The 15,083-nt window shown below is 60.3% G+C and carries 18 protein-coding genes and 1 tRNA gene; 6 read left to right on the top strand and 13 right to left on the bottom strand.

Features of this window, described 5'->3' with window-relative positions:
* Positions 1–20 precede the first annotated feature (20 nt).
* Positions 21–683: a thiol:disulfide interchange protein TlpA gene (tlpA, locus tag AB8B33_RS20560; protein WP_439016719.1), complete on the top strand. Its 663-nt coding sequence runs from the start codon at positions 21–23 to the stop codon at positions 681–683.
* 181 nt (positions 684–864) lie between these two features.
* Here tlpA and AB8B33_RS20555 read toward each other — a convergent pair whose 3' ends face one another.
* The 7 genes from AB8B33_RS20555 to AB8B33_RS20525 all read right to left on the bottom strand — a co-directional run bounded on the left by AB8B33_RS20555 (position 865) and on the right by AB8B33_RS20525 (position 6,264).
* The gene (locus AB8B33_RS20555) at positions 865–1,746 is read right to left on the bottom strand and encodes a 3-hydroxybutyryl-CoA dehydrogenase (protein ID WP_310384840.1); all 882 of its coding nucleotides are present in this window, start codon (positions 1,744–1,746) and stop codon (positions 865–867) included.
* Positions 1,747–1,893: 147 nt separating this feature from the next.
* Positions 1,894–2,823: an electron transfer flavoprotein subunit alpha/FixB family protein gene (locus AB8B33_RS20550; RefSeq protein WP_113319689.1), complete on the bottom strand. Its 930-nt coding sequence runs from the start codon at positions 2,821–2,823 to the stop codon at positions 1,894–1,896.
* Between the two features lie 24 nt (positions 2,824–2,847).
* Positions 2,848–3,609: an electron transfer flavoprotein subunit beta/FixA family protein gene (locus tag AB8B33_RS20545; protein ID WP_439016718.1), complete on the bottom strand. Its 762-nt coding sequence runs from the start codon at positions 3,607–3,609 to the stop codon at positions 2,848–2,850.
* Between the two features lie 183 nt (positions 3,610–3,792).
* Positions 3,793–4,578, bottom strand: coding sequence for a rhomboid family intramembrane serine protease (locus AB8B33_RS20540; protein WP_113319687.1), 786 nt, complete (start codon positions 4,576–4,578; stop codon positions 3,793–3,795).
* 37 nt (positions 4,579–4,615) lie between these two features.
* On the bottom strand, positions 4,616–5,194 hold the full coding sequence (locus AB8B33_RS20535) for a cob(I)yrinic acid a,c-diamide adenosyltransferase (RefSeq protein ID WP_439016717.1): 579 nt from the start codon (positions 5,192–5,194) through the stop codon (positions 4,616–4,618).
* A 14-nt stretch (positions 5,195–5,208) separates the two neighbouring features.
* Complete coding sequence (locus AB8B33_RS20530; RefSeq protein ID WP_112571731.1) at positions 5,209–5,412, bottom strand: twin transmembrane helix small protein; 204 nt, start codon at positions 5,410–5,412, stop codon at positions 5,209–5,211.
* Between the two features lie 18 nt (positions 5,413–5,430).
* Positions 5,431–6,264 carry an SDR family oxidoreductase gene (locus AB8B33_RS20525; RefSeq protein ID WP_439016716.1) on the bottom strand — a complete coding sequence of 278 codons (834 nt, stop codon included), beginning with the start codon at positions 6,262–6,264 and terminating at the stop codon, positions 5,431–5,433.
* A 68-nt stretch (positions 6,265–6,332) separates the two neighbouring features.
* Here AB8B33_RS20525 and AB8B33_RS20520 point away from each other — a divergent pair, with 68 nt between their 5' ends.
* A complete protein-coding gene (locus AB8B33_RS20520) occupies positions 6,333–7,304 on the top strand; it encodes a YihY/virulence factor BrkB family protein (RefSeq protein WP_439016715.1) in 972 nt (323 codons plus the stop codon).
* Here the strand turns inward: AB8B33_RS20520 and gluQRS are convergent.
* On the bottom strand, positions 7,269–8,150 hold the full coding sequence (gluQRS, locus tag AB8B33_RS20515; protein WP_439016714.1) for a tRNA glutamyl-Q(34) synthetase GluQRS: 882 nt from the start codon (positions 8,148–8,150) through the stop codon (positions 7,269–7,271). The genes AB8B33_RS20520 and gluQRS overlap by 36 nt on opposite strands.
* On the opposite strand from gluQRS, the gene AB8B33_RS20510 reads away from it, so the two are divergent.
* On the top strand, positions 8,149–8,835 hold the full coding sequence (locus tag AB8B33_RS20510; protein ID WP_439016713.1) for a DNA-3-methyladenine glycosylase family protein: 687 nt from the start codon (positions 8,149–8,151) through the stop codon (positions 8,833–8,835). The two genes, gluQRS and AB8B33_RS20510, sit on opposite strands and share 2 nt — an antisense overlap.
* Positions 8,836–8,947: 112 nt before the next feature.
* Positions 8,948–9,505, top strand: a complete 558-nt coding sequence (locus AB8B33_RS20505) for an HNH endonuclease (RefSeq protein WP_007825539.1) — start codon at positions 8,948–8,950, stop codon at positions 9,503–9,505.
* Positions 9,506–9,575: 70 nt separating this feature from the next.
* Here the strand turns inward: AB8B33_RS20505 and AB8B33_RS20500 are convergent, their stop codons facing one another.
* On the bottom strand, positions 9,576–10,091 hold the full coding sequence (locus AB8B33_RS20500; RefSeq protein ID WP_439016712.1) for a disulfide bond formation protein B: 516 nt from the start codon (positions 10,089–10,091) through the stop codon (positions 9,576–9,578).
* A 22-nt stretch (positions 10,092–10,113) separates the two neighbouring features.
* Positions 10,114–10,704, bottom strand: a complete 591-nt coding sequence (locus AB8B33_RS20495; protein ID WP_113183918.1) for a YqaA family protein — start codon at positions 10,702–10,704, stop codon at positions 10,114–10,116.
* 199 nt (positions 10,705–10,903) lie between these two features.
* On the opposite strand from AB8B33_RS20495, the gene AB8B33_RS20490 reads away from it, so the two are divergent.
* On the top strand, positions 10,904–11,203 hold the full coding sequence (locus AB8B33_RS20490; RefSeq protein ID WP_439016711.1) for a hypothetical protein: 300 nt from the start codon (positions 10,904–10,906) through the stop codon (positions 11,201–11,203).
* A 21-nt stretch (positions 11,204–11,224) separates the two neighbouring features.
* Here AB8B33_RS20490 and AB8B33_RS20485 read toward each other — a convergent pair whose 3' ends face one another.
* Positions 11,225–12,970 (bottom strand): cation:proton antiporter domain-containing protein, encoded by a 1,746-nt coding sequence (locus AB8B33_RS20485; protein ID WP_439016710.1) that lies wholly within the window; start codon positions 12,968–12,970, stop codon positions 11,225–11,227.
* A 158-nt stretch (positions 12,971–13,128) separates the two neighbouring features.
* On the opposite strand from AB8B33_RS20485, the gene AB8B33_RS20480 reads away from it, so the two are divergent.
* Positions 13,129–13,425, top strand: coding sequence for a hypothetical protein (locus tag AB8B33_RS20480; RefSeq protein ID WP_439016709.1), 297 nt, complete (start codon positions 13,129–13,131; stop codon positions 13,423–13,425).
* Between the two features lie 119 nt (positions 13,426–13,544).
* Here the strand turns inward: AB8B33_RS20480 and AB8B33_RS20475 are convergent.
* Together AB8B33_RS20475 and AB8B33_RS20470 are read right to left on the bottom strand one after the other, a co-directional pair.
* A tRNA-Leu gene (locus tag AB8B33_RS20475) sits at positions 13,545–13,629 on the bottom strand.
* Between the two features lie 85 nt (positions 13,630–13,714).
* The gene (locus AB8B33_RS20470; protein WP_439016708.1) at positions 13,715–15,010 is read right to left on the bottom strand and encodes an MFS transporter; all 1,296 of its coding nucleotides are present in this window, start codon (positions 15,008–15,010) and stop codon (positions 13,715–13,717) included.
* Positions 15,011–15,083 lie beyond the last annotated feature (73 nt).

Raw genomic sequence — 15,083 nt, 5'->3', positions numbered from 1 at the left:
TGCCCGTCCTGGAGAATGAAATGACGACGAAAAAACCCTTCGGCCTGCCGTCGGTGAAACTGATCGCAATCGCTGCCGTTGCTGGCATTGTTGCCGGTGCGGCAGCGGTATACGTGAAGGAGACGGGCATTGGCAATGGTATCGGCGATACGGCTTCGGCCGAGTGCCCGCTGACGAAGGAGCGCGCCGCCAATCTGACGCCGCTCATGAAGGGCCAGGTTGCCGCAATGGTTGCCGCCAACCAGCCGAAGAAGCTTGGAACCGTCGCCTTCAACGGCCCTGACGGTAAGCCGATGACGCTCGATCATTTCTCCGGCAAGACCGTGCTTCTCAATCTCTGGGCCACATGGTGCGTGCCCTGCCGTGAGGAGATGCCGGCGCTGAATGCGCTGGAGAAAGAGATGGGCAGCGACAAGTTCCAGGTCGTGCCGGTCAATATCGATACCGGCGACGACGAAAAGCCGAGGGCGTTCCTCAGTGAAATCGGCGTCGATGCGCTACAGCTCTATCGCGACAACACGATCGGCGTCTTTAACAGCCTGAAGAAGGAGGGCCTGGCCTTCGGTCTTCCGGTGACGCTCCTGCTTGATGACAAGGGCTGCCTGATCTCAGCCATGAATGGCCCGGCTGCCTGGGACAGCGAGGATGCCAAGGCGCTGATCAAAGGTGCGGTGGGTTCGTAAGAGCGGCCGTCAGGAGTCGCCGGCGCCGCGAATGAGGAAGACGCCTGCAAGTCCGATCAGGACGCCGCACTGCAGCAGGAACATCGGCAATTCGCTCGACATGGCATTTTCCTTCCGTTCGACGGAAGGAAAGCATGTCTCGGGCGTTTGTTCCATTCACCCGTTCTGATGACGGACGAGCCTAGCGCGTCGGAACCGGCGTTTCGCCACGATAATCGTAGAAGCCGCGACCGGATTTGCGGCCGAGCCAGCCGGCTTCGACATATTTCACAAGCAGCGGGCAAGGGCGGTATTTGCTGTCGGCGAGGCCGTCATGCAGCACCTGCATGATCGAGAGGCAGGTATCGAGCCCGATGAAATCGGCAAGCTGCAGCGGCCCCATCGGATGGTTGGCACCGAGCTTCATGGCGGTGTCGATCGCATCGACCGTGCCGACGCCCTCGTACAGCGTATAGATCGCTTCGTTGATCATCGGCAGCAGGATGCGATTGACGATGAAGGCCGGGAAATCCTCGGCGACTGTGACCGTCTTTTCCAGCGAAGCGACGAATTCCCGGGCGGCAGAGAAGGTTGCTTCCTCGGTCGCGATGCCGCGCACCAGCTCCACGAGCTTCATGACCGGAACCGGGTTCATGAAATGGATGCCCATGAAGCGCTCGGGGCGGTCTGTCGCGGACGCAAGACGTGTGATCGACAGCGAGGAGGTGTTGGTGGCAAGGATAGCTTCCGGCTTCAGTACCGGACAGACCTGCGCGTAAATCTTGCGCTTGACACTTTCATCCTCGGTCGCCGCCTCGATCACAAGATCGGAGGGAGCGAGATCGTTGACATCGGCTGAACCGGTGATGTGCGCAAGCGCTGCGCTGCGCTCTTCATCCGTCATCTTGCCGTTCGTCACCTGACGCGCAAAATTGCCGTTGATGGTGGCAAGGCCGGACTCGATACGATCCTGCGACAGATCGTAGATGTGAACCTTGTATCCTGCGGCGGCCGAAACATGCGCGATGCCGCAGCCCATCTGGCCCGCACCAATGATACCAATATTCTTCAACACCGCGCTCATCTCCAACCCCCGCCCGGCATACACCCCCGCGCTGCCGGTATTTTTATATGAAATTGCCGGACGAAAGATCGCCCGGCAAAAGTAGTAGACCGATAGAAGACAATTTTCCAGTCATTCGCAAGTGCGAAAAGAAGGCAATCTGCCCGATCAGAGGGCTTTTTCGAGCTCCGGCAGGACATCGAAGAGATCGGCGACAAGTCCATAGTCGGCAATCTGGAAGATCGGAGCCTCCTCGTCCTTGTTGATCGCGACAATGACCTTTGAGTCTTTCATGCCGGCGAGATGCTGGATAGCGCCTGAGATGCCGCAGGCGATGTAGAGCTGCGGGGCGACGACCTTGCCAGTCTGGCCGACCTGCCAGTCGTTCGGGGCGTAGCCGGCATCGACGGCGGCGCGCGATGCACCGACGGCAGCACCGAGCTTATCGGCGACCGGCAGGATGACTTCCTTGAACTTTTCGGCTGAACCGAGCGCACGACCGCCGGAAATGATGATCTTGGCGGAGGTCAGTTCCGGTCGCTCGGAGGCCGACAGTGCGTCGGACACGAAATTCGAAAGGCTTGGACCAGAAACCGCCGGAATTACTTCGACGGTAGCCGAGCCGCCCTCGGAAGCGGAGGCGAAAGAGGCAGTGCGCACGGTGATGACCTTCTTGGCGTCGGTCGCCTGCACCGTCTGGATCGCATTGCCGGCATAGATCGGGCGCTTGAAGGTGTCGGGCGAAACCACTTCGATGATTTCAGAGACCTGGGCGGCATCGAGCAGCGCCGCGACACGCGGCATAACGTTCTTGCCGGTGGAGGTGGCAGCGGCGACGATGGTGTCATAGCTGCCAGCCAGCGAAATGATCAGGTCGGCGAGCGGTTCGGCAAGGTTGTTGGCGAGCTCGTCGCTTTCGGCGAGCAGCACCTTGGAGACGCCGGAAAGCTTGGCAGCCGCGTCGGCGGCTGCCTTTGCGCCCTTACCGGCGACGAGGATGTGAACATCTCCGCCGATCTGAGACGCAGCCGTCAGGGCCTTGGCAGTCTGGTCGGAAAGGCTCGCGTTGTCGTGGTCAGCCAGAAGAAGAATGGCCATTATCGTGTTCTCCCTTTCCAGATCTCAGAGTACGCCGGCTTCGTTCTTGAGCTTGTCGATAAGCTCGGCGACCGATTTCACCTTCACGCCTGCCTTGCGGCCGGATGGTTCTTCCGTCTTCAGCACCTTGAGGCGCGGCGCGGTGGAAACGCCGAAATCAGCCGGGCTCGTCTTGTCGAGCGGCTTCTTTTTCGCCTTCATGATGTTCGGTAGCGTAGCATAGCGCGGCTCGTTCAAGCGCAGGTCGGTCGTCACGACGGCCGGAAGCTTGACCTTGATGGTCTGCAGGCCGCCATCGATCTCACGGGTGACCGTCGCCGTTGCAGATTCTCCAGCGCCGGCGATCTCGACCTTGGAGGCGAAGGTCGCCTGGGCGGAGCCGAGAAGGGCTGCAAGCATCTGGCCGGTCTGGTTGGAATCATCGTCGATTGCCTGCTTGCCGACAATGATGAGGCCTGGCTTTTCAGCGTCTGCAACGCCCTTGAGGATCTTTGCGACTGCGAGCGGCTCGACAGCGTCATCGGTTTCAACGAGGATGGCGCGGTCGGCGCCCATGGCGAGCGCGGTTCGCAAAGTTTCCTCGGCCTTGGCCGGGCCGATCGAGACGACGACCACTTCCTCGGCCTTGCCGGCTTCCTTCAGGCGAAGGGCCTCCTCAACCGAAATCTCGTCGAACGGGTTCATCGACATCTTGACGTTGGCAAGGTCGACGCCCGATCCATCCGGCTTGACACGGATCTTCACGTTGTAATCGACAACGCGCTTGACTGGGACGAGAATTTTCATGGGGTCCTTCCTTCGAACAGAGATGGGCCTTCAACAGAGACTTCTGGGAAAATGCGCGCTTGGACGCTGCTCCGATTGTCGAATGGCGACATGGATACGCGTTTTTCCTCCAAATACAACGCTTCCGTGACGCAGCCAGCCGATTTGGATGGCAATATATTAACGTTTACGTTCACGTCAATATTAAAGCTTGTCCCGTCCCCAGGGCAGGCGCGGCGGCACGGGCATGCCGGAGGCGGTGACACGGATGGGGACCGGCCGATCGCGAACGGCACGTGGTGTGACGATCTGCCGGTCGAAGAGCGGCACGCCTGGCCGGCGCAGGATGAAAATGAGCAGGGCGCCAGCGATAATGCCGCCGACATGCGCGCCCCACGAGACATTCCCGTCAGGATCGATCAGCAGCATGAAAAACTGCTGACCAACCCAGAGCAGGAGTGGGATGAAGGCCGGTAGCGGTAGTGGCACGCGGAAGAAGACCAGCACCCAGACCCGCACGCGCGGATGCAGCATCAGATAGGCCGCCACCACGCCGGAAATTGCGCCCGATGCACCGACGAGGGGCGCTTCCGATGTCGTCGACAGCAGGCCGTGGCAAAGGGCACCGGCCGCAGCGCAGGCGAGGTAGAAGACGAGGAAGCGCAGATGTCCCATTGCATCCTCGACATTGTCGCCGAAGACCCAGAGGAAGATCATGTTGCCGGCAAGATGCCAGAAGCTCGTATGGATGAAGGAATAGGTGATGTACGTAGCGGCTTCCGGCACGATCTCCAGTCCCGGCGCCAGCATCGCATGGCCGAAGATGATAGCCGGGATATAGCCGAGGCCGATGGTTGCCGCCTGCGCGACCTGATCGCTTTCGACTGCCGTGAAGATCCAGGCGGCTATGTTTGCCGCCATCAGGCCGAGTGTGACCCACTGAACCTTAATGTGTTTCAGCGTATTGGCATCGTGCAGCGGTATGAACATGAAGGCCTGCCCCCGGGCGATCGTGACGGCTGCGAACCTACCTGTTTTTTCCGGGAACCCAAAGCACATCTGCCTTGCCACCATTATTTGCATGACGGGCGGCTACGAACAGGAAATCCGAGAGGCGGTTGACGTATTGGAGTGCTGCGGCGTTGACGATTTCTCCGTCGCTTCGGGCAAGCGCCACCATCAGCCGTTCGGCGCGGCGCGCGATCGTGCGGGCGAGGTGCAGATGGGCGGCCGCAGCGCTGCCGCCGGGCAAAACGAAGGATTTCAGCGGCTGCAGGTCGGCATTCAGCCCGTCGATATCCTGCTCCAGCCGTGTGACCTGGCTTTCGACGACGCGCAGCGGCTCGTAAGCCGGCGGCTCAGCGGTTTCAGGCGTGGCGAGATCGGCGCCGAGATCGAAGAGGTCGTTCTGGATCAGCGCCAGCATGGCGTCGAGTTCGGCCAGGTCTGCCGTATGCAGCCTTGCGACGCCGATGGCCGAATTGGTTTCGTCGATGGTTCCGTAGGCCTCGACGCGCAGGTCGTGCTTGGCGCGGCGTGGACCGGAGACCAACGCGGTCGTGCCGTCATCGCCGGTTCTGGTGTAGATCTTGTTGAGCTTTACCATCGGCGGCTCGCAGATCAGCTCGGGCGTCCGCCGCCGGTCAGCCAGAGCGTCAGCATGATCAGGACGACGGCGATCGCCTGCAGCAGCACGCGCAGCTGCATCAGCTTGTTGGAAAGGTTCGCATCGCCACCTTTCATCATGTTGAACAGGCCGCGGATCAACACAAGAGCGACGAGGCCCATGACGATGATCGCGATGACATAGGTGACTGTGGACATGGCAGTCTCTTTTCTTCTTCAGTCCGTCCAGCGCATCAGGCGGTAGAAGAGATTGGCCGGAAGCAGCCTCTTCAACAATATGCCCTGTTTAGCCGGAATCGTTACGGGATAATGTGGCTTCGGATTTTTCGAGTTCAATGCACGCGTCAATACTGCATAGACCGCCTCGGGGCCAAGTTTGTGGCGGTTGACCGGACCTGAGCCTTCAAGGCGGGCAAGCTGTCTGCGGTATTCGACCGCATGGGGCGAGTTTTCCAGGTCGACATGTTCTTTGATCTTTGCCAGCGCGTTTGCCGTAAAGCGGCTGGTGATCGGTCCCGGCTCAATCAGGCTCACATGAATGCCGCTTCCCTGCAGTTCCATGCGCAGGGTGATGCTCAAGCCTTCGAGCGCGAATTTCGACGCCGTGTAGGCGCCGCGATAGCGGTAGGGCAGGAGGCCGAGAATCGAGGAACATTGCACGATGCGGCCCTGGCCGCGCCGGCGCATGAAGGGAATGACCAGCCTGGTCAGCTCGTGCCAGCCAAAAACATTGGTCTCGAACTGGTCGCGCAGCGCCTGCGTCGACAGATCTTCCACCGCTCCCGGCTGCCCATAGGCGCCATTGTTGAACAGTGCATCGATCCTGCCTCCGCTGCGCTCGGCCACTGCACCCACCAGTGCCGAGATCGTCTCAGGCTGTGTGTAGTCCATCAGGAAAGCTTCGATGCCGTCTGCTTCAAGCGACGACAGATCCTCCACCTTGCGCACTGTGGCGAAGACACGCCAGCCGTCCGCTTTCAGGGCGCGCGCGCAATAGGCGCCGATGCCGGAAGAGCATCCGGTCACGACGATGGTGCGCTGATCGGCCATTCAATGATTCCTGTACAAAGTGGGACTCGTTTCCCATATTCGCAGGAAGGATACAATTGGGAAGCTGAATGCCGAAATTCCTGCGCACGCTGTACGATGTGATCTATGATGCCATCTGCCACCTCATCGACGATGACGGTTTTGCTATGGCAAGCCATGTAGCGCTTTCCAGCCTGCTTGCAGTCTTTCCCTTCCTGATCTTCGGCACGGCACTCGCCAATTTTCTTGGTGCCGACCAATTTTCGACTTATGCGATCCACTTCATCTTTGACACTTGGCCGGAGGCAATCGCCAAACCGCTTTCGGATCAACTTATCGAAGTTCTGACAATCCCCCGTGGCGGTCTTCTCACGATCTCCGTACTGGCGGCCGCTTATTTCGCTTCGAATGGCGTAGAGGCACTGCGCATCTCTCTCAACCGCGCCTACCGGGTGCAGGAAACCAGGCCGTGGTACCTGACACGTCTTTTCAGCCTCGGTTATGTTCTTGTTGCGGTCATTATTGTAGCCGCCATCAGTATCTTGCTCGTCGCCGTTCCCGTCGGTCTCAATTATGCGCGCGATTGGCTCCTGCATAACGACACTCTCGAAGTGCTTCCAGAAGTCGTGCGCCAATGGTTGCCAACGGCCGTCGACACGCTCGAAATCGTCTTCGGCTGGCGTATTTATGGAACACTGGTGCTCCTGACACTCGGCCTTTTGGTCGTCCATCTCTGGCTGCCTTCGGGCAAACGCCGCGTGTTCGACGTCGTTCCGGGTGTATTTCTGACCCTGCTGCTTTGGCTCGCCGGCGCACTGATCTTTGCTTATTATCTCGCGACCTTCGCCAATTACACCGCCACCTATGCCGGCCTGGCATCCGTCATGATCGTGCTGATCTTCCTCTACATGGTGGGCGTCATCTTCATCGTCGGTGCGGAGATCAATGCGGCATTGATGAAGTTTAGGGTGTTGCGCAATTTCTCACGCACCTTTTCGGTGGTCGGGCGTGACCGCGTTGCCGATTCAAAGCCCGACAAGGCGGCGAATACCGGCAGCTGACAGCCCCTTCGCACGTAGTTCCGCCAGGCCGGTATCGCCCTGGCTTTTGGAAAGCTTCCGGCCCTCTCCATCCACGACGAGGCGATGATGATGATAGGCCGGTTGCGGCAGGTTGAGCAGCCTCTGCAGCAACCTGTGCACCGAGGTGGCGTGGAAAAGGTCGAGTCCACGCACGACATGGGTCACGCCCTGCAGCGCATCATCGATGACGACCGACAGATGATAGCTGGAGGGCGCATCCGAGCGCGAGAGAACGACATCGCCCCAGGCGGCAGGCTCGGCCAGGATTTCACCTTTTCTTTCGTCGCCGGTTTCCGTCCAGAACAGCGGTTCGCCGATCAGATCCATTGCCCGGTGCATGTCCAGACGCCAAGCATGTTTCAAGCCGGAGGCCAGCATTGTGCCGCGCTCGTCCTCGCTGCGGTCGCGGTCGTCAGCTGGATAATGCGGTGTGCCGTCGGGATCACGCGGCCAGGGGCGGTTGACCCGCTCGTAAGCCGCAACGCGGGTTTTGACCTCACCGCGCGTCAGGAAGGAGGGGTAGACCAGTCCGCGTTCGATCAGCGAATCAAGGGCTGCCTGATATTCGGAAAAATGTTCCGACTGGCGGCGCACCGGCTGCTCCCATTCGATCTCAAGCCATTGGAGATCGGCGTAGATGCCGGCTTCGAATTCGGGTGTGCAGCGCGTCAGATCGATGTCTTCAATGCGCAGCAGCAGCCGGCCTTCTATGGCTCTTGCCATGTCGTCGTTGAGGAAAGCCGACAGCGCGTGACCGAGATGCAGAGGCCCATTTGGGCTCGGGGCGAAACGGAAGACGGGTTTTTGACGCGGAGTCGTGATCATGCTTTCTTCTGACATGGATTTGAAGCGATCGCGAGGCAAGGTGCGGGTCATCAGCAATGGAAAGGATATTGAAGAGGGGCTTGCCGCTCTTCTTGTTCTCGATCCACGGCTCGTGGCGATTGCCAGGGAGGCCGGCCCTGTCCCACTGAGGCTGCGCGAGCCGGGCTTTGCCGGCCTTGCTCATATCATCGTTTCGCAGATGGTATCGCGCGCCAGCGCCGAGGCGATCTGGCGGCGCATGCAGCCGGCGAGCGGACTGCTAAGTGCGGAATCCTACATATTGCTTCATCCCGATGCCTGGCGCGAGTTTGGGCTATCGCGCGCCAAGGCCGATACGCTGACGCGGATTGCGCAAGCGGTCGCATCCGGACGAATCAATCTGCAGACCCTGGTCCAAAAACCGCCTGGCGAAGCGCTCGCAGAACTGACGGCTCAGAAGGGAATCGGGCCATGGACGGCAGAGGTCTATCTGATGTTCTGCGGCGGCCATGTGGACGTATTTCCGGCGGGTGATGTGGCGCTTCAGGCGGCGGTCGCTGCGGCATTCGGTCTCGCTGAACGCCCGCAAGCCAAAGTACTTACAGGGCTTGCAGAAATCTGGTCACCCTGGCGTTCGGTCGCAGCCCGGCTTTTCTGGGCTTATTACGCCGCAAAAATGCGTCGCGACGTGCTGCCGATCGGCTAACGGACACTCTCCCTCAATTTGCCTTTATCCCCTGAATTTATTGGACTTCACAATCCTGTAACAACCGGCCTAATATACAGGTGCAGATGCCGAATCGATCCAGGAGGGCTCCTTGACGATTGCAGTCTCACCACAGGCCCTGCCAGCGCTCGTCCTGAACGCTGACTACCGGCCACTGAGTTATTACCCCTTGTCGCTCTGGTCCTGGCAGGACGCGATCAAGGCGGTATTTCTCGACCGTGTGAACATTATCGCGGAATATGAGCATGAGGTTTCCTCACCGAGCTTCTCGATGCGGCTGCCGAGTGTCGTGTGTCTAAAAACTTACGTTCAGCCGTCCCGCAATCCCGCCTTCACCCGCTTCAACGTCTTCTTGCGCGACAGGTTCGAGTGCCAGTATTGCGGCGCTCATGACGATCTGACCTTCGACCACGTCATCCCGCGCGCTCATGGCGGCGAGACGACCTGGGAGAATGTCGTGGCGGCCTGTTCGCCCTGCAATCTGCGCAAGGGCAGCAAGCTTCCGAAGCAGGCAAGCATGTTCCCTGCGCAGAAGCCGTACCAGCCGACCGTGCAGGATCTGCACAATAACGGCCGGCTCTTCCCGCCGAACTATCTGCATGACAGCTGGCTCGACTACCTCTACTGGGATACCGAGCTGCAGCCGTGATGCATTGGTTCGAAGTCCTGGGTTTACGCAGTCGTTAGCTGCGCATTTCTGCGCGACGTGCTTTAAGCGCTTACGCGGTCTTCTTCACGCTCCAGAAGGCGAAGGCTGCGAGGATCAGGCTTGCGATCACATTCCAGCCCGCAAAGGACAGGCCGAGAACGCGCAGCGCCGCATCCGTGCAGGACGGCCCCTTGATCGTGTTCAGCTCGCCCAGCAGATCGCCGGCATTGGTGGTCATGCTGTTTGCGGTGGTCGAGCAGGTGGCCGGGCCTGCCCAGAAGTGCCATTCCACGCCTGCGTGATAGACGCCCATGCCGGCGCCGACGAGCATCAGGATGCCGACGGCAAGAATGATGGCGCGCGTCATCCAGTTCGGCAGGCCGATGAGGGCGGCCACCGCGCCGACGATCGCGATCGGAATCCCATAATAATAGGGCTGGCGCTGCAGCAGGCAGAGCGCACAGGGAATATAGCCGCCAATATACTGGAAGCCGAGGGCCGTTCCGACGACCACTGCCATGGCAACGGCAAGCAGCAGCGAGAGGGTGAAGCCAGGGCGGGCAAACGGCGAGGTGGTGGCATTCATGGCGGAACTCCGCGAAGTTGGCTCAGTGGGCAAAGTATCGGTAGGCGATATATAGCACGATCACGACCGCCGCGCCGATGCCCACGATCTGGCCAAGGCGCTTCTCGATGAAGTGGCGGATCGGCTCGCCGTAACGACGCAGCAGCCAGGCAAGGAACAGGAAGCGGGCGCCGCGGGCGATGATCGCCGAAACGATGAAGAGCGGCAGGCTGACATGGATGACGCCTGATAGAATCGTGACGATCTTGATCGGCGGCAGATGCGCGAGACCCGAGGTGACGAGCAGCAGCAGGATCGTCTCGTAAGTGACGTAGGATTTCATCTGCTCGAATTGATCGAGCTTTCCATAGAATTCCAGAACCGGGCGTGCCACGGTTTCGTAGGCAAAATAGCCAAGCGCCCAGCCGGCGATGCCGCCCAGCACCGATGCGACAGTGGCGACGAGTGCATAGCGATAGGAGCGTTCAGGCTTGGCAAGCGCCATCGGCAGGAAGAGCACATCAGCGGGAACCAGAAAGACGGAGCTTTCGACGAAGGCGATGACGGCGAGCCAGACTTCGGCTGATTTCTTCGAGGCCAGAGACATGGTCCAGTCGTAAAGTCTGCGGAGCATCCGTTCCCTTTCTCTGTTGCGACGCACAAAGCATTAGGGGGCGATCATGACGCTGTAAATGCTCGGGCTGTGCCTTCGCGGCGTTCGCGCTGAAAATTTTCGTGATCTGATGCAGGCATTCCCTCCCAAGATCTTGCGGGATGGCAAAAGCGCCAAACTACGTCAGGCTGGGTTGTCGTTCGACGAATCCGGGCATGTCATGAAATTCAGGGTCATAGAGGGCGGGCTGAGTTCCGCAGGGGAGCGGGATAGGCAAGCGAGCGGTCGGGGGCCGGAGCGCGAGGATATCAGGCGTGAGGCGGCTCGTCGTTTGAACGCCAGCGGCTATCACCGTTCCCGCATTATGGAAGCAGCCGGCGTGCCGATGCCACCGGCGTTCCAATATTTCGCCATGCAGATCGATTTCGCTGCAGATGCTATCTGCCGCCTCGATCCCATCCCGGCCGATTTTCGTTCTGATCTTTACTGGCCGAAGCTGGATGAAACGGCGACAGCGTGATCGAGTTTGCGCTCCGACCGCTTACGACAGGTCCATGGATTTTTCCCACTGCTGGCGCATGACGTTCATTTCGGTGCGCTTCTGCGCCATTTCGCTGACGATGGCGCGAAGGTTGGGGTGGCGAGACATGAACATGTTGAAGTCACGCCGCTCCAGCACTTCGAACTGGCAGAAATCGACGGCGATGACATCGGCCGTGCGGCGTCCGCCGCTCAGCAGCGCCATTTCGCCGAAGAAGGCGCCGGGCTCAAGCCGCACCGCGCCGCTTGCCAACCGCACCTCCACCGCGCCGGAGGAGATGAAATACATGCTGTCGCCGCGGTCGCCGCGGCGGATGACGCGTTCACCGGGCGAGGCGAGTTTGGGGTTGAACAGCAAGAGCAGTTCCTCAAGCGCATCCTCGCCAACTTCGGAGAAAAGCGGGAAGGTCTCGACCAGCTGCTGGATACGCAGATGATGCTGGCGTGCGCGCTCCTCGCCGAGCGCCCTGATCTTTTCCAATTCCCGTGCCAGGGCGTCCTGGTTTTTCCGGCCGTAGCTTTCATGTAGGCGCGGCCATTTCACCCTGATCTTGCGGTTCAGCTTCTCGGCCACGAAGATGACGAGCGGGTTCAGCGTGATGGAAAGGATTGCGGCGGCAAGGATCAGATCCTGTCCTTCATGTGGCAGGAGCCCGAGCGAAACGCCGAGGCCGGCAAGGATGAAGGAGAATTCGCCGATCTGGGCAAGGCCGCCGGCGGCCGTCAGGCCCATGCCGATCGGATAGCGCAACAGGACGACAATACCGAAAGAGATGATTGCCTTGCCGACGATGATCAGTGCCAAAGCACTGATCACAGCCAGAGGATGCTGCACAATGATCGACGGATCGAAGAGCATGCCGACGGAAACGAAAAACAGCACCGAGAAGGCATTCTGCAGCGGCAGGGAATCGGCGGCGGCGCGATGGCTGAGATGGGATTCGCTCATGACTACGCCGGCGAAGAAGGCGCCGAGCGCGAAGGAAACGCCAAAGATTGCCGCCGAACCGAAGGCAATGCCGAGCGCGATGGCGAGCACGGTGAGCGTGAAGAGTTCACGCGAGCCGGTGCGGGCAATCAGCGTCAAAAGCCAGGGCACGATGCGCGGCCCAAGGAAGATCGCCATGGCGGCAAAGGCTGCGACTTTGAGCAAGGTGAGTGCGATGGTGACCGAAAGCGGCAGGTCGAGGCCATGCGAGGCAGTGTCGCTCGCATGCCCGCCCAGAAGTTCGGCGAGGGCCGGCAATAGCACGAGCGCCAGTACCATCGCGAGATCCTCGACGATCAACCAGCCGACGGCCACGCGCCCGCCGGCGGTATTGACGAGGTTGCGCTCTTCCAGCGCTTTCAGGAGCACGACCGTACTGGCAACCGAAAGGCTGAGGCCGAAGACGATGCCGGCGCCGAGGCTCCAGCCCCAGAGTTCGCCGAGGCCGACGCCGAGCAGGGTGGCAAACAGGATCTGGCCAATCGCGCCCGGCACGGCGATGCCGCGAACGGCCAACAGGTCGGATGCGGAGAAATGCAGACCGACGCCAAACATCAGCAGGATCACGCCCATTTCGGCGAGCTGGCTCGCAAGCTCCGTGTCAGCCACAAAGCCCGGTGTGAACGGTCCCATGAGAATGCCGGCGAAGAGATAGCCGACCAGTGGCGGCAGCCGCAGCCTGTCGGCGCAATAGCCAAGAACCGCCGCAAAGACGAAGCTTATGGCTACCGTCGCAATCAATCCCGCTTCCTGATGCATCAGCCCTCTCAAAATGCCTCGCGGCCGGCACTTTAGGATGAAGCACCGGCAAAGTTAAAGAGTTGATTTGGATGGATTAGACCTAAATGGCCGGCTTTTTGAGCCGAACCACTAAGCTCCCGTGTCGTTGCCTATACATGACGACAAGGAGAAGAGAGATGCGAAAGATCATCATCAACTGTGCAATCGCTGTCCTTGCCCTGGGCTCGGCCGCAGCGCCTGCAATGGCAGGCAGCGTGACGGTCATGCGCGAGCGTGCCTATGACGGTTATGACCACTATGACCGTGACCGCGCTCGGCCCGGCGTTACCATCAGTGATCGCGGCATTACGTTCGGCGCGGTGCGCGAACGGGATCGCTGGCGCGATTGGGACCGTGACCGTTGCGTCACGCGCAGCGTGACCCGTCAGACAGATGAAGGCACTGTCACAAAAACGGTCAGACGGTGTGATTGAACAGCAGGCTGAGGGGCCGGCATCCCACTCCGCCGGAACTTCGGCATCGTCTGCCAAGGCTCATGCCCTCGCCCTCTGGGGCGTGGGCGAAGTTTAAAATCCATTTATTTAGAGATATTTGGTGCCCCATGCCGGGGTCGAACCAGCACTTCTTTCGAAACTCGATTTTGAGTCGAGCGCGTCTACCAATTCCGCCAATGGGGCAGCGAAATACGAGGCGGCTGTCTAACATGCGTTCGCCCGCGCGTGCAAGACGGCGGGCGAAGTTTTGGCGTTTGGAAATCGAGGTTTAGTGGGCGACTGCCTCACTTGGGGCAGTGAGGCTGGATTTCTTCAGTGTGATCGCGAGGACCGAGGCCAGCAGGCAGAAGGCGCCGGCAATGAAGAAGGCCGGCAGGTAGCTTTCCAGGGCCGTGCGCGACAGGCCTGCGCCATAAGCCGCGGTGGCAGCACCAAGCTGATGACCGGCAAAGACCCAGCCGAAGACGAGGCCGGCTTTTTCACGGCCGAAGCGGTCGGCGGCGATCTTGACAGTCGGCGGCACGGTGGCGATCCAGTCCAGGCCATAGAAGACGGCGAAGATGGACAGGCCGTAGAAGCTGAAATCGCTGAAAGGCAGGAAGAGCAGCGAGAGGCCACGCAGGCCGTAGTACCAGAAGAGCAGCCAGCGATTGTCGAAGCGGTCGGAGAGCCAGCCGGAGCCGATCGTGCCGAAGAAATCGAAGATGCCCATGACGGCGAGAACGCTGGCGGCTGCGACCGGCATGATGCCGAAGTCGCCGCAGAGTGTGACGAAATGCGTCTGGATGAGGCCGTTGGTGCTGAGCCCGCAGATGAAGAAGGTGGCAAACAGGATCCAGAAGGTCGAGGTCGTCGAAATGTCCCTGAGAACCGTGATCGGCGTTACAAGCGCTGCGCCGAGCGTGCCTCGGGCCGGGGCCGGCGCAACCTGGGTTTCGCCGACCGAGGGCAGGTTTACGTCCGAGGGGCGGTCGCGCATGAAGAGCAGCACGAGAAGAGCGGCGACCATGATCATGGCGCAGACGAAGAAGACGGTGGCACGCCAGCCGTAGCGTTCGGTCAGCTCCGCCATCAGTGGCAGGAAAACGAGCTGGCCGGTTGCCGAACTTGCCGAGAGCATGCCGACGACAAGGCCGCGATGCTTGACGAACCAGCGTGTGGAAATCGTGGCTGCCAGCACCATGGCCGTCAGCCCGGTTCCGAAGCCGACGACGATGCCCCAGAGCGCCAGCAGATGCCAAAGCTTGGTCATGAACAGCGAGCCAACGAAGCCAGCGCCGATGAGGGCCAGCGCAAAGACGATGACCTTGCGGACGCCGAAATAGTTCATGAAGGCTGCCGCAAACGGACCCATCAGGCCGAAGAGGATCAGGCGGATGGCAAGGGCGGAGGAAATCTGCGAGGTTTCCCAGCCGAATTCGTCCTGCAGCGGCTTGATGAGGACACCCGGCGCGCCCATTGCGCCGGCGGTTACCAGCATGGTCAGGAAGGTGGCGCCAACGACCACCCATCCATAGTGAATGTTTCGCCGGGCAAGGGATGATGCAAGGACTGCAGAGACCATGGGCAAATTCCGTTTGTGACGTGAGGACCATATAGAAGGCCGCTTTACATGACGGCCATCATATTTGTTGCGT

Origin of the sequence: Rhizobium sp. 768_B6_N1_8 (genome assembly GCF_051811225.1) — a bacterium.
Classification (GTDB): domain Bacteria; phylum Pseudomonadota; class Alphaproteobacteria; order Rhizobiales; family Rhizobiaceae; genus Rhizobium.
The sequence above is the reverse complement of the archived record's forward strand: the minus strand, read 5'-3'. Positions and strand labels throughout refer to the sequence as shown.